At 65.3% G+C, this 12,615-nt stretch carries 14 protein-coding genes; 11 read left to right on the plus strand and 3 right to left on the minus strand.

The features are described from left to right. Positions 1-13 precede the first annotated feature (13 nt). Positions 14-832, minus strand: a complete 819-nt coding sequence (locus BM193_RS10685) for a glutaminyl-peptide cyclotransferase (protein WP_217638454.1) — start codon at positions 830-832, stop codon at positions 14-16. A gap of 25 nt (positions 833-857) precedes the next feature. Continuing rightward, positions 858-1,766: a LysR family transcriptional regulator gene (locus tag BM193_RS10690; protein WP_092798053.1), complete on the minus strand. Its 909-nt coding sequence runs from the start codon at positions 1,764-1,766 to the stop codon at positions 858-860. 103 nt (positions 1,767-1,869) lie between these two features. Between BM193_RS10690 and BM193_RS10695 the strand changes: the two genes are divergently transcribed. Further along, the gene (locus BM193_RS10695) at positions 1,870-2,328 is read left to right on the plus strand and encodes a CidA/LrgA family protein (protein WP_092797712.1); all 459 of its coding nucleotides are present in this window, start codon (positions 1,870-1,872) and stop codon (positions 2,326-2,328) included. Continuing rightward, positions 2,325-3,014 carry an LrgB family protein gene (locus BM193_RS10700; protein WP_092797713.1) on the plus strand — a complete coding sequence of 230 codons (690 nt, stop codon included), beginning with the start codon at positions 2,325-2,327 and terminating at the stop codon, positions 3,012-3,014. Before BM193_RS10695 ends, BM193_RS10700 begins: the two co-directional genes overlap by 4 nt. Here the strand turns inward: BM193_RS10700 and BM193_RS10705 are convergent. Beyond that, a complete protein-coding gene (locus BM193_RS10705) occupies positions 3,011-3,694 on the minus strand; it encodes a TetR/AcrR family transcriptional regulator (protein WP_092797714.1) in 684 nt (227 codons plus the stop codon). The genes BM193_RS10700 and BM193_RS10705 overlap by 4 nt on opposite strands. Positions 3,695-3,805: 111 nt before the next feature. Here BM193_RS10705 and BM193_RS10710 point away from each other — a divergent pair, with 111 nt between their 5' ends. The 9 genes from BM193_RS10710 to BM193_RS10750 all read left to right on the plus strand — a co-directional run bounded on the left by BM193_RS10710 (position 3,806) and on the right by BM193_RS10750 (position 12,608). Beyond that, positions 3,806-4,933 (plus strand): FAD-dependent oxidoreductase, encoded by a 1,128-nt coding sequence (locus tag BM193_RS10710; protein WP_092797715.1) that lies wholly within the window; start codon positions 3,806-3,808, stop codon positions 4,931-4,933. A gap of 89 nt (positions 4,934-5,022) precedes the next feature. Continuing rightward, positions 5,023-6,102 (plus strand): tRNA 2-selenouridine(34) synthase MnmH, encoded by a 1,080-nt coding sequence (mnmH, locus tag BM193_RS10715; protein ID WP_092797716.1) that lies wholly within the window; start codon positions 5,023-5,025, stop codon positions 6,100-6,102. A gap of 103 nt (positions 6,103-6,205) precedes the next feature. Then, positions 6,206-7,270 (plus strand): selenide, water dikinase SelD, encoded by a 1,065-nt coding sequence (gene selD, locus BM193_RS10720; RefSeq protein ID WP_092797717.1) that lies wholly within the window; start codon positions 6,206-6,208, stop codon positions 7,268-7,270. A gap of 28 nt (positions 7,271-7,298) precedes the next feature. Continuing rightward, entirely contained in the window at positions 7,299-8,168 is an 870-nt protein-coding gene (locus BM193_RS10725; protein WP_092797718.1) for a putative selenate ABC transporter substrate-binding protein, read from the plus strand. Positions 8,169-8,244: 76 nt separating this feature from the next. Beyond that, a complete protein-coding gene (locus BM193_RS10730) occupies positions 8,245-9,057 on the plus strand; it encodes a phosphonate ABC transporter ATP-binding protein (protein WP_092797719.1) in 813 nt (270 codons plus the stop codon). A 17-nt stretch (positions 9,058-9,074) separates the two neighbouring features. Continuing rightward, a complete protein-coding gene (locus BM193_RS10735) occupies positions 9,075-9,887 on the plus strand; it encodes a PhnE/PtxC family ABC transporter permease (RefSeq protein ID WP_092798054.1) in 813 nt (270 codons plus the stop codon). Further along, positions 9,884-10,690, plus strand: a complete 807-nt coding sequence (gene phnE, locus BM193_RS10740; protein WP_092797720.1) for a phosphonate ABC transporter, permease protein PhnE — start codon at positions 9,884-9,886, stop codon at positions 10,688-10,690. Before BM193_RS10735 ends, phnE begins: the two co-directional genes overlap by 4 nt. 25 nt (positions 10,691-10,715) lie before the next feature. Beyond that, on the plus strand, positions 10,716-11,672 hold the full coding sequence (locus tag BM193_RS29095; RefSeq protein ID WP_254786047.1) for a GNAT family N-acetyltransferase: 957 nt from the start codon (positions 10,716-10,718) through the stop codon (positions 11,670-11,672). 276 nt (positions 11,673-11,948) lie between these two features. Next, positions 11,949-12,608 carry a hypothetical protein gene (locus BM193_RS10750; protein WP_092797721.1) on the plus strand — a complete coding sequence of 220 codons (660 nt, stop codon included), beginning with the start codon at positions 11,949-11,951 and terminating at the stop codon, positions 12,606-12,608. Positions 12,609-12,615: the final 7 nt, after the last annotated feature.

Below are 12,615 nucleotides of genomic sequence, written 5' to 3' on the forward strand. Positions count from 1 at the left end.
CCTATTGGAAACATCAATGGCGCTGGATCTCGATCAGTTCGATCTCGAACAGCTGCGGCCACAGTTTGCCCGTGACAAACAGGCGCTTGCCCCGCGCATCCCAGGCGATGCCGTTGAGGACGGCGTCGGGATTGGAGGTGCCCCGCATGCCGGGCGGCAGCAAGCCCGTCAGGTCGATCCAACCCACGACTTTGCCGCTGGCCGGATCGATGCGGGCGATCACGTCGGCGCCCCAGACATTGGCAAACAGTTCGCCGTTGACCATTTCCAGTTCATTCAGGCGCTCGATGGGACGGCCTTCCGCCGTCACCTCGAAGCGGCGCACCTCGGCCAGGGTCTTCGGGTTCAGCACGCGGATGGCGGACGTGCCGTCGCTCATGTAGACGGCCCTGGCATCGCTGGCCAGGCCCCAGCCTTCGCCCTTGTAGCGGAAGGTGCGCTTCAGCTTAAAGGTTTTCTGGTCGAAGACATAACCGGTCTGCGACACCCACGTCAGGCCGATCAGTTCATCCCCCACGTTCGTGATGCCTTCGCCGAACACATCCTTGTCGAGCATGGTTTTCTGCAAGACCTTGCCTGTCGTCAGCTCCACCTTGCGCAACGATGACTGGCCATTCTGGCCCGTGCTTTCATACAGATGGCCATCCTTGAACAGCAAGCCCTGGGTAAATGCCTGGGGGTCGTGCGGATAGGCATTCTTGACAAAATAGCCATATACGGGAATGGCGGCCTGGGCATGGCCCATTTCGCTCATCAGGCCCACGGTGCATAAGATTCCCAGCAGCAAAGAGCCTGCGGTGCGTTTCAATCTGGCGTTACCGGTGTTCTTCATATGCGTGGCGGTGGTTGGCGAGCGCCTATTGTAATCGCCCGCGCCGCTCCACGTGCGCCCTGACCAGCTCAAGCCAGGCGCGCGCCGCGAACGACAGGCGCCCGCCCCGGCGCCAGGCCAGCATCAGGTTCCATTCCACGGGCGGGCCATCGAGCGGAATGACGGCAAACTGCGCCTGGTCGAGCGTGTCGCAATACATCTGCGGCAGCAGGCACACGCCCACGCCCAGGCGCACCAGCGAGGCGATGAAATCCCACTGGCCGCTGCGGCCCGTGATGCGCGGCGCGAAACCGGCTCGCTGGCAGGCGTCCACCACGATATCGTTCAGGGCGAACGCGGCGCCGTAGAAGATGAAGGGACTGCCGGCCAGCTCGGCCAGGGCCACCGAGCGGCGGCCCTGCCATGGCGAATCGGGCGCGGCCAGCAGGCACAGGGGCGAGCGCACGAGGGGCAGCGCCTCGAAATCCTGCCACGTGGCCGCGTTGCCCGGATAGTCGAGCATGGTGCCCAGTTCCACCGTGCCGGTGCGCAGGTCGCGCTCGATCGCCTGCGTGCCGCTTTCATACATCTTCAGCTCGATGCCGGGATAGCGCTGGTGGTATTCGGCCAGCCACGGCGCCAGGGTCGCATGCGTCTGCGGCGACACGCCGACGCGCAATTCGCCCCGCTCCAGCCGCTGCAGGTCGCGCAGCTCCACCTTCAGTTCCGCATGCAGGGCCAGCAGCTCATGCGCGCGCGACAGCACCACCTGGCCCGCATCCGTCAAGGTAAAACGCTTGCCCGCGCGGTCCAGCAAGGCCAGGTCCAGCGACTGCTCCAGCTGGGCGATCATTTTGCTGACGGTGGGCTGCGTCACGTGCAGCCTGGCGGCCGCGCGCGTAAAACTGTTCTGCTCGACCACTTCGACGAAGTAGCGCAGGGAGCGGATATCCATGATGCATTCCAATATCGAATGATAATCATGAGTTTAAGTCATTTTATCTTTTGATGTTGGCTCTCTACAATGAAACCTCCCTGTTGCCGTTGGAAAGTTTGCCGTGAAAGCCTTGCAGCATCGCCCCCTTGTCGTGAACCCCGCCCCGGCCTGGCGCCAGCCCGCGCAGACCGTATGGCAAGTGGGCGTGCTGATCGCCGCCTGGTGGCTGGCCGACGCGGCCGCCTCCGCCCTGCACCTGCCGTTTTCCGGCGGCGTGGTGGGCCTGGGCCTGCTGGTGGCGCTGCTGCTGGCCGGCTGGGTGCGGCCCTCGGCCATCGAGCTGGGCGCCAACTGGCTGCTGGCCAACATGCTGCTGTTCTTCATCCCGCTGGTGGTGTCCGTGGTGCAATTTACGCAATTGCTGAAAACCCAGGGCCTGACCCTGTTCCTGAATATCGGCCTGGGCTTTGCCAGCGTGATGCTGGCCACGGCGTTTACGGTGGAATGGGTGTGCCGCTACGAACGCCAGCTGCGCCTGAAAAAACGGCTGCGCCAGCGCGCGATGCGGGTGGTGCAATGAACACCTTGCTGCTGTCCCTGCTGTTTTTGCTGCTGACGCTGGTCTTGTTCTATGCCAACCAGGCGCTGCACAAGCGCCATCCGCACTTTTTGCTGACGCCGGCCATCTGTACCTCGGCGATATTGATCGTCATCGTGCAGGCCACGTCGACGCCGTTCGCCACGTATTTCGGCGAGACGCGCTGGCTGCCGTGGCTGCTGGGGCCGGCCACCGTCGCGTTCGCCCTGCCCATCTTCCAGGAACGCAAGCTGATCCGCAAACACTGGCTGGCCCTGTCCCTGGGCAGCTGCGCCGGCATCGTCGCCTCCGTGGCCGCCACGCTGCTGCTGGACCGCCTGCTGGGCGTGCACGGCGACATGGCGCGCAGCCTGCTGGCCCGTTCCGTGTCGACGCCGTTCGCCCTGGAAGCGTCGCGCCACATGGGCGGCTCGGCCCAGCTGACGGGCATCTTCGTCGTCATGACGGGCCTGTTCGGCCTGATGCTGGGCAAGCCCTTGTTAAAATTGCTGCCCTTGCGCATGCGCATCGCCCGCGGCGCCCCGTATGGCGCGGCCGCGCATGGTTTTGGCTTATCCGTGGCGCGCCGCGTGGGCACGGAAGAAGGCGCCGTGGCCAGCCTGACGATGATCTTTTCCGGCGTCGTGACGGTGCTGCTGGCGCCGCTGCTGGGGCATGTGCTGGGCTAGCAGCCCGCTTGCGGCGCCTGCATGCCCTGCACGATCAAATCGATGCCCGCCAGGAAATCCTCGCGGTCGCCGTGCGTGCGCAGCTGTCCCGCCACCTTGCGGGCGAATGGAAACGCCTGCGCATCGAGGCGCGACCAGGTGGCGGCCATGCTGTCGAGGAAATGCGCGCGCTCCAGTCCCGCGCCCCTGGCATTGACGGCGTTGGCCGCATTCTGCCCGCTCACGCCCAGCAAATAGTTCAGCAAGGCGCACGCCGCCACCCACTGTTTCTCGTGCGGCACGCCCAGCGCTTCCACTTGCCGGCCCAGGCGTTCGAGGATGCGCACGGTGGGCAACTGGCCCGGCGCGCGCGACAGGGCCGAGCCCAGCCATGGATGCGCATCCATGGCCGCGAACACGGCCAGCGCCACGGCACGGATGCCCGCCTGCGGCGTATCGCCTGCCGGGGCGTCCTCCATGGCGCGCGCGACCACGGCGTCGCTGGCGGCCGTAAACAAATCCTCCTTGTTGGCCACGTGCCAGTAAATGGCGCCCGCCCCCGTGGCCAGGCGCGCTGCCAGGGCGCGGAAGGTCAGGCCGCTCTCGCCATCCGCATCCAGCAGGGCGATGGCCGTATCGATGATGGTGTCGCGCGACAGCGAAGCGGCGCGTCTTGGTGGGTTCGCTACATTTTTCAGCATCGCTTATCTTGACACAGATGCGGCCATGCCGCAGAATTCTTCTGGAACGTCGTTCCACTTCAATTATATCGGCGCTTCGCCCACCTCTCTGTCCACATACAAGGAAGCATCATGCATATCACCATCATCGGCGCGGGCCTGGGCGGGCTGATGCTCGCCCGCGTGCTGCACGTGCACGGCATCGCCGCCACCATTTATGAGGCGGATGCGTCGCCGCAGGCGCGCAGCCAGGGCGGCATGCTCGACATCCACGAAGACAATGGCCAGCGCGCGCTGCAGGCGGCCGGCCTGACCGCAGCGTTTCGCGCCATCATCCACGCGGGCGGCGAAGCGAGCCGCGTGCTCGATAAGCACGGCACGGTCTTGCTCGACGAGCCCGACGATGGCACGGGCGAGCGGCCGGAAGTGCCGCGTGGCCAATTGCGCCGCATCCTGCTCGATGCGCTGCCGGCCGGCACCGTGCGCTGGGACCACAAGCTGACTGGCGTCACGACGCTGGACGGCGGCCGGCACCTTGCGCACTTTGCGAATGGCAGCACGGTAACAAGCACGCTGCTGGTGGGCGCGGACGGCGCCTGGTCCCGGGTGCGGCCCTTGCTGTCCGGCGCCCGGCCCGTGTACTCGGGCATGGCCTTCATTGAAACGTATCTGCACGACAGCGACCGCCGCCACCGGGCCAGCGCGCAAGCCGTCGGCGATGGCGCGCTGTTCGCGCTGGCGCCCGGCAAGGGCATCCAGGCTCACCGCGAACCCGATGGCGTGCTGCATGCGTATGTGGCCTTGAGCAAGCCGGAAGAGTGGCTCGCCGGCATCGATTTCGCCGATGCGCCCGCCGCCCGGGCCCGCGTCGCCGCGGAATTTGCCGGCTGGGCGCCGGCGCTCACCGCCTTGATCACCGACAGCGACACGCCGCCCCTGCCCCGTCCCGTGCATATGCTGCCCATCGGCCACTGCTGGCCACGCGTGCGGGGCGTGACCTTGCTGGGCGACGCGGCGCACCTGATGGCGCCGGCCGGCGAAGGGGCGAACCTTGCCATGTTCGACGGCGCCGAGCTGGCGCAGGCGCTCGCCGCCCATCCCGGCGACGTGGAAACGGCCCTGCTGGCGTATGAAACGGCGCTGTTTGCGCGCAGTGGCGCGGCGGCGGCCGAGTCGCTGCGGGTCTTCCGGCTATGCTTTGGCGACGAAGCGCCGCACAGCCTGCTCAATGTCTTTGCTGCCCAGCAAGAGCCCGGCTGAGGCGATTGCGGGGCCTGGCGGCGCAAACACCGACGCCGGCCGCGTTTATCGGGGATAATACGCGTTTCCCCGCTAGCGTCCGTACCACGATGAAATACCCTGCAGTGCTTCCCTTCAGCGATATCCTGCCGCGCCTGAGCGAATTTGACGCCATCATCGACGTGCGCAGCCCGTCCGAATTCGCGGAAGACCACGTGCCGGGCGCCATCAACCTGCCTGTGCTTGACGATGACGAGCGCGTGCGCGTCGGCACCCTGTATAAACAGACGAGCGCCTTCGAGGCGAAAAAACTGGGCGCGGCACTGATCGCGAAAAATATCGCGCGCCATATCGAGGACGGTTTGCTCGGCCATCCGCAGCAGTGGAAACCGCTCGTCTATTGCTGGCGCGGCGGCAACCGCAGCGGCGCCATGGCGCATATCCTCGCGCGCATCGGCTGGCCCGTCACGCAGCTCGACGGCGGCTACAAGGAATACCGGCGCCACGTCAACGCCGAACTGGCCACCTTGCCCGTCCAATTCGACTTCATCAACGTGCTGTGCGGTCCCACCGGCAGCGGCAAGAGCCGCTTGCTGCAAGTGCTGGACCAGCAAGGCGCGCAAGTGATCGACCTGGAGCAACTGGCGGCCCACCGCGGCTCCGTGCTGGGCGGCTTGCCGGAAGAAGAACAGCCGTCGCAAAAGGCCTTCGAGAGCGCCCTGTGGCAGCAGCTGCGCCATTTCGACCCGGCATTGCCCGTCTTCATCGAGTCCGAAAGCAAGAAAGTGGGCCGGCTGCGCGTGCCCGACGCGCTGATGGAAAAGATGCGCGCGGCCGCCTGCACCGACGTGCAGCTCGATACGGCCCAGCGCGTGCAGCTGCTGATGCAGGACTATGCCCATTACGTGGCCGACCCGACGGGCCTGAACGTGCAGCTGGCGTTATTGACGCAGCTGCATGGCAAGGAGAAAATTGCTCACTGGCAGCAGCTGGCGACGGCGGGCCGCATGGCCGAGCTGGTGGAGGAATTGCTGGTGCAGCATTACGACCCCGTCTACCGGCAATCGATCGCGCGCAACTTCAGCCGCTACGCGCAGGCGACGCCGCTGGTCTTGCCCGATATTTCCGAACATGCTTTTGAGCAAGCCGCACGGGCATTATGTGCTATCGTCGGAGACGGAAAGCAATGAACCCAAGACAGAATACCGGGGTCGGACCCTGAGGGTCCGACCCCAGATTTTGCGTCTGGGGTAAAAATGATCATAGCAGTACACAACATCAGCAGGAACTCCCATGTCAGATAGCGCAGTAACACCAAATACCCCCATCCGATTGACCGAATTTGCCCATGGCGGCGGCTGCGGCTGCAAAATTGCGCCCGGCGTGCTGGCCGAGATCCTGAAAGGCAGCGGCGGCTTTCCCCTGCCAAAGGAATTGCTGGTCGGCATAGAAACCTCCGATGACGCGGCCGTCTACCAGCTCAACGACGAGCAGGCGCTGATCGCCACCACGGATTTCTTCATGCCCATCGTCGACGATCCGTTCGACTTCGGCCGCATCGCCGCCACCAATGCCATTTCCGACGTGTATGCCATGGGCGGCACGCCCATCATGGCGCTGGCCCTGGTCGGCATGCCGATCAACAAGCTGCCGGTGGAAACCATCGGCCTGATTTTAAAGGGCGGCGAAAGCATCTGCGCCGAGGCCGGCATTCCCATCGCGGGCGGCCACACCATCGATTCCGTCGAGCCGATCTATGGCCTGGTCGTGCTGGGCCTGGTGCACCCGTCGCAGGTGAAGCGCAATGCGGGCGCGCGTCCCGGCGACAAACTGATCCTCGGCAAACCGATCGGCGTGGGCGTCCTGTCGGCCGCGCTGAAGAAAAATGCGCTGGACAAGGATGGCTACGCTTCGCTGATCGGCGCCACCACCAAATTGAATACCCCGGGCAAGAAGCTGGCCCTGCTGGACGGCGTGCATGCGCTGACGGACGTGACGGGCTTCGGCCTGCTGGGCCACGCGCTGGAGCTGGCGCGCGGCGCCAAGGTGCAGGCGCGCATCGCCATGGCTGACGTGCCGCTGCTGCCGCAGGTGCGGCAGCTGGCCGAAAACGGCAACATCACGGGCGCGTCCGGGCGCAACTGGCAGGGCTATGGCGCGCAAGTGGCGCTGGCCGACAGTGTCAATGCCATCGACAAGGCCATCCTGACGGACCCGCAGACGGCCGGCCCCCTGCTGGTGGCCTGCGCGCCGGAAGCCGTCGAGCACGTGCTGGCGATTTTCCGCGCCGAAGGCTTTGCCGACGCCACGGTGATCGGCGACGTGCTGGAAGGCACGGCCGGGGTTTCCGTCATTTAATGAACCAATTTTTTGCAAAGGCACTCCCATGACCACGTTCTCCAACAAGTTCCCCGCCATCCTGGCCACCGTCGCCGCCACCCTGGCCATCCACAGCGGCCTGGCGCAGGCGCAGCAAGTGCTGCGCGTCTCCGCCATCCCCGACGAGGCGCCGACGGAATTGCAGCGCAAGTTCAAGCCGCTGGGCAGCTACCTGGAGAAGAAGCTGGGCATGAAGGTGGAATTTACGCCCGTCACCGATTACGCGGCCTCCGTGGAAGGCTTGATCAATCACAAGCTGGACATGGTCTGGTTCGGCGGTTTTACTTTCGTGCAAGCCAACGTGCGCAGCGGCGGCAAGATCGTGCCGCTGGTGCAGCGCGAGGAAGACACGAAGTTCCGCTCCGTGTTTGTGACCACCAGCAAGGACATCAATCAGTTGTCCGACCTGAAAGGCAAGAATTTCACGTTCGGCTCGGAATCGTCCACCTCGGGCCACTTGATGCCCCGTTACTACTTGCTGGCCGCCAAGATCAACCCGGACACGGACATGAAGCGCATCGCGTTCTCGGGCGCGCATGACGCCACCGTGGCGGCAGTGGCCGGCGGCAAGGTCGATGCGGGCACCCTGAACATTTCCGTTTGGGAAAAACTGGTCGAGGCGAAAAAGGTCGATCCAGCCAAGGTGCGCGTGTTCTACACGACGCCCGGCTACTACGACTACAACTGGAGCGTGCGCGCCGACATGAACCCCGTCGTGCGCAAGAAGCTGACGGACGCCTTCCTGGCCCTGGACCCGTCCACGCCGGAAGGCAAGGAAATCCTCGAACTGCAGCGCGCCACCAAGTTCATCCCCACCAAGGCCGAGAACTACAAGGATATCGAGGCGGCCGCGCGCGATGCGAAGTTGTTGAAGTAATTTTCGACACGCAGCAGAAATCCGGGGTCAGACCCGTCGGGTCTGACCCCAGCCCTCATTTGCACCAACACATAGAATGACATTCCAACTTCACAAGGTCAGCGTCCACCACGCGGGTGCCGCCAGCCATGCGCTGGCGCTGCGCGAACTGAGCCTGGACGTGGCCCAAGGTGAACAGATCGCCCTGATCGGCCCTTCCGGCGCCGGCAAGACCAGCCTGCTGCACACCCTGGCGTGCGCGCTGCGTCCCGCGTCCGGCACCTTGGCCATCCTCGGCACTTCCCCCTGGCAACTCGCCAGTCGTGAACGCCACGCCTTGCGCGCGCGCCTGTTCCTGGCGCCGCAAACGCCGCCCCTGCCGCCGCGCCAGCGCGTGGTCAACGCCGTGCTGGCGGGCCGCTTGCCGCAATGGCGCTTGTGGACGGCCATCCGCTCGCTGGTCGCGCCCGTCGATCCGCGCGCCGCGTGGGAGGCCCTGGGCAAGTTCAACCTGCAGGATAAATTGTATGCGCGTGTCGACCGCCTGTCCGGCGGCGAACGCCAGCGCTGCGGCATGGCCCGCGCCCTCGTCTCGAATGCCGAGGTCTTCCTCGTCGACGAACCGCTGTCCGCGCTCGACCCCACGCTGGCCCTGCAGACCATCCACGTGCTGCAGGCGGAAGCGCAAGCACGCGAGGCGACCCTGATCTGCAGCCTGCACCAGGTGGAGATCGCGCGCGCCTGCTTTGCGCGCATCATCGCCTTGCGCGACGGCCAGGTCGTCTTCGACTTGCCCAGCAGCGAAGTCAGCGACGCCATGATCGCCGCGCTGTACCGCAACCAGGCGGACACCTCGCCCGCCTTCGAGCCCGTCGACGTCGATCTCCACGCGGCGAGGCCCCGTTGCTGAAGACCGCGCACACCGCCATGCCGCGCGACCCGGCCTGGCGCGGCCGCCTGACCGGTGCCGCCATGATCCTCATCGTGCTATGGCCGATGCTGGTGCAGGCTGAATTCAAGCCGTGGATTTTATTCGACGCGCAAAGCCTGGCGGCCACGGGGCAATTCCTTGCCAGCTTCGTGCCGCCCGCTCATTCGCTGGAATTCCTGCAACTGGTGGCCATAGCGAGCTGGGAAACCATCGCCATGGCCACGGCCGGCATGGCGCTGGCCATGCTGGGCGCCATTCCCTTGACCCTGCTGGTGACGGAGCGCCTGTCCATCTCGCGCATCGGCTCCGGCAAGGTGTCGCCGCTGGCCGCCGCCCTGCGCCATGGCGTACGCGCGCTGCTGGTGCTGCTGCGCAGCGTGCCGGAACTGGTCTGGGCACTCCTATTGGTGCGCGTCGTCGGCCTGGGCCCGACGGCGGGCGTGATCGCCATCGCCCTCACGTATTGCGGCATGCTGGGCAAGGTCTACGCGGAAATCCTCGAATCGTCGGACGCGGCCGCCTGCAACGCGCTATTGCACAACGGCAGCGGCCGCCTGCAAGCCCTGCTGTACGGCGCCCTGCCCGAATCGGCCGCCGAACTGGTGTCGTACACGATCTACCGCTGGGAATGCGCGATCCGCGGCTCCGTCGTCATGGGTTTTGTCGGCGCGGGCGGCCTGGGCCAGCGCATGGATGAATCCATGAAGATGATGGCAGGCAATGAACTGGCCACCATGCTGATGGTCTTCGTGCTGCTGGTGGCGGGCGCCGATGCCGTCTCCGCCATGCTGCGCCGGAGGCTGGCATGAAGACTGCAAAGACGGAGCCGATGTTGCCCATCCCTGCGCCCGTGCGCTGGTCCACCTGGGCCTTGCTGGCCGGTTTATTGCTGCTGGTCATCGCCAGCTTCGCCACCCTGCCCCTGAAATGGGGCGAGTTCTTCAGCGCCGACGCCGTGCGCACGACGGCCGACTTCCTGCACGGCTTCGCCCCGCCCGAGCTGGCGCCGGCCTTCCTGATGAAGGTCGGCGTGGCCACCTTCGAGACGCTGGCCATGTCGGCCATCGGCACGCTGATCGCCGCCCTGCTGGGCGCGCTGCTGGCCCTGCCCGCCAGCGGGCGTTTCGGCCGCGTGGCGCGCAATGCCACGCGCGGCGTGCTCAATGTGCTGCGCTCGATCCCGGAACTGGTGTGGGCCTCGATTTTGCTGATCGCCGCAGGCCTGGGGCCGTTCGCGGGCACCCTGGCGCTGGCCTTGCACACCGTGGGCGTGCTGGGCCGCCTGTTTGCCGATGCGTTTGAAAACTGTCCGCCCCTGCCGGCCGCCACCCTGCGCATCAACGGCGCCCGTCCCGCCGTGGCGTTCCTGTACGCCACCCTGCCGCAGTGCGGCCCGCAAATGATGTCCTACACCCTGTACCGCTGGGAAAACAATATCCGCGCCGCCGCCATCCTCGGCGTCGTCGGCGCGGGCGGCCTGGGACAGATGCTGAAGTACCACTTGTCGCTGTTCCAGATGCAGCCGGCCGCCACCGTCATCGTCGCCATGCTGCTGATGGTGGCCGCCGTCGATGGCCTCAGCTACCTGCTGCGCCGCGCCATGACCCGTTGATTTTCACTTTTCACAAGGAATACCCATGTCAGGCTGGTGGACGATTATCTCGACAGAAACGCCGGACCAACTGGCCGATATGACGAAAGTCAACAAGGAGGCGTTTCTCGCCACGTGGGAAGCGGGCCTGTTCGGCGCCGGCTGGATCGCTCAATTGTGTGAGCAAGGCAAGGCGACCCAGCTGGCGTTCAACGGCTTTCCCAACCGCTACACGGCCTCGGCGGACGTCATCGCGCCCCTGCTGCTGGCGGGCATCGCCGAAGCGCAGGATGGCGAGTTTCCGCAGGACCAACTCACGGGCTGGCCCGGGAGCATCACCGTGCATGCGGAGCGCATCGCCGCCTGCGCACCCGGCCAGCTGCTGACGATCGAAGTGTGGGACAGTCTTAAGTCGCATGCAAGCAATACGGATGCGCAAGCCAGTGTTCCTGTTAATATTGCCAAATACATCAATGACTGCCCTTGTCGCATCAAAAATATTGACATTTTGAACAAGATTATCATCCGCCCCACCAGCGCCGCCGACTGGCCGGCCCTGAAAGCCGCGCGCCTGGCCGCCCTGCTCGATGCCCCCATGGCCTTTGGCGCCAGCCACGCCAGCGCGGCCGCTTTTTCCGATGACGACTGGCGGCAGCGCGCCATCAGCACGCGGCAGCGCACGTTTTTCCTCGCCTTTGATCGAGAACAAGCCATCGGCCTGGCCGCGCAAGTGGTGGCCGGCAATGGCGAGTGCCACCTGATCGCCATGTGGGTACAGTCCGACTATCGGGGCATGGCCGTGGCGCAGGAGCTGGTCGAGGCCGTGAAACAATGCGCCGTGGACAACGGCCATTCCCGGCTGGTACTCGACGTGGCGCCCGAGAATGTACGCGCGGCGGCGTTTTACCGGAAACAGGGTTTTGTCTTTTTACCGGAATGGGAGGCGCTGGAAAGCCATCCGCATATTCAGGTGCAGAAGATGGAGTGGCGGGCGCCGGCATGAGAGCATGATTGTCGGCCAGACTTTGTTACGTATCCGGCCAATCCGGCGGCTATGCGATAGCTTGCAAACGACTCCCGGAAAAGCAGCGGTTTCAAACACTTCATTCATCCCCATTGACGCCCTGTCTTAAAAACCTGCTCGCCCCTGTCGGTTTTTCTATACTCACGTTTTCATTGATGAATAGAAAGATCGGGTATGCGTGCCATTAAAAGAGCGGGGCTTCTGCTGTGTTTGTGCAGCGCCGCGGCGCAAGCTTGCGCTGAGACGGAACCAGCCGTGGAACAGGCCGCGCAGGATGCGGCGGCGTCCGTCAATGTCAAAGGCATCCGCGATCCGGACTGGAAGCCCTACAGTGCCATGCTCAAGGGCGTCGCACGCTTCGAGGAAAAGCATGCGCTGGCGCCTGGCGCGCAGTTGCGCTTCATCCTCGAGCCGCGCCGTGCCGATGTCGACATGCAGGGCATCGCGCTGCGGCTGGAAGGCGACGAGGCGGGCCTGGCGATACCGCTGGGCGAGCGCCATATCTTCAGCTTGCCCGTCGGGCAGGGGCCGCTGTACGACAAGGCCGAACTGACCGTGAACCGCAAGGCGGGCTCGGTACGGTGGATACCCTACGTCAGGAGCGCGGCGACCAGCGACACCATCCGCCGCCTGGGCGACCTACGGCTGGCGTGCGAAGTCCACTGGGCCATCGACAAGGAGACCTTGCCTTTCGCCATGCGCACCATGATGAGCGCAATGGGCGGGCCGTGCAATTTCGTGTCGCAAAAAGGCACCTACAGCTTTGCCGAAGGGCGGCGCATCACGGCCGCGACGATCAGCTTCAATGGCAAAAGCGCGCCCGTGCCCTTCAGCGGCTCGTCGTTCACGCCGCCGTTGCGGGAGCAGGACTGGAGCGACGACAGCGTGCTCGACCTGACGTTCGCCGACGACTAGCCGGCGC

The organism is Janthinobacterium sp. 344 (assembly GCF_900112025.1).
In the GTDB taxonomy this organism is placed as follows: domain Bacteria; phylum Pseudomonadota; class Gammaproteobacteria; order Burkholderiales; family Burkholderiaceae_D; genus Janthinobacterium.

Bases quoted from the DNA above. Each gene is read 5' to 3' on its own strand.
- BM193_RS10730 (WP_092797719.1), top strand. From the start codon at position 8,245: ATGACATTCCAACTTCACAAGGTCAGCGTCCACCACGCGGGTGCCGCC.
- phnE (WP_092797720.1), top strand. From the start codon at position 9,884: ATGAAGACTGCAAAGACGGAGCCGATGTTGCCCATCCCTGCGCCCGTG.
- BM193_RS10710 (WP_092797715.1), top strand. From the start codon at position 3,806: ATGCATATCACCATCATCGGCGCGGGCCTGGGCGGGCTGATGCTCGCC.
- BM193_RS29095 (WP_254786047.1), top strand. From the start codon at position 10,716: ATGTCAGGCTGGTGGACGATTATCTCGACAGAAACGCCGGACCAACTG.
- BM193_RS10685 (WP_217638454.1), bottom strand. From the start codon at position 832: ATGAAGAACACCGGTAACGCCAGATTGAAACGCACCGCAGGCTCTTTG.
- BM193_RS10735 (WP_092798054.1), top strand. From the start codon at position 9,075: ATGCCGCGCGACCCGGCCTGGCGCGGCCGCCTGACCGGTGCCGCCATG.
- BM193_RS10700 (WP_092797713.1), top strand. From the start codon at position 2,325: ATGAACACCTTGCTGCTGTCCCTGCTGTTTTTGCTGCTGACGCTGGTC.
- BM193_RS10690 (WP_092798053.1), bottom strand. From the start codon at position 1,766: ATGGATATCCGCTCCCTGCGCTACTTCGTCGAAGTGGTCGAGCAGAAC.
- mnmH (WP_092797716.1), top strand. From the start codon at position 5,023: ATGAAATACCCTGCAGTGCTTCCCTTCAGCGATATCCTGCCGCGCCTG.
- BM193_RS10705 (WP_092797714.1), bottom strand. From the start codon at position 3,694: ATGCTGAAAAATGTAGCGAACCCACCAAGACGCGCCGCTTCGCTGTCG.
- selD (WP_092797717.1), top strand. From the start codon at position 6,206: ATGTCAGATAGCGCAGTAACACCAAATACCCCCATCCGATTGACCGAA.
- BM193_RS10725 (WP_092797718.1), top strand. From the start codon at position 7,299: ATGACCACGTTCTCCAACAAGTTCCCCGCCATCCTGGCCACCGTCGCC.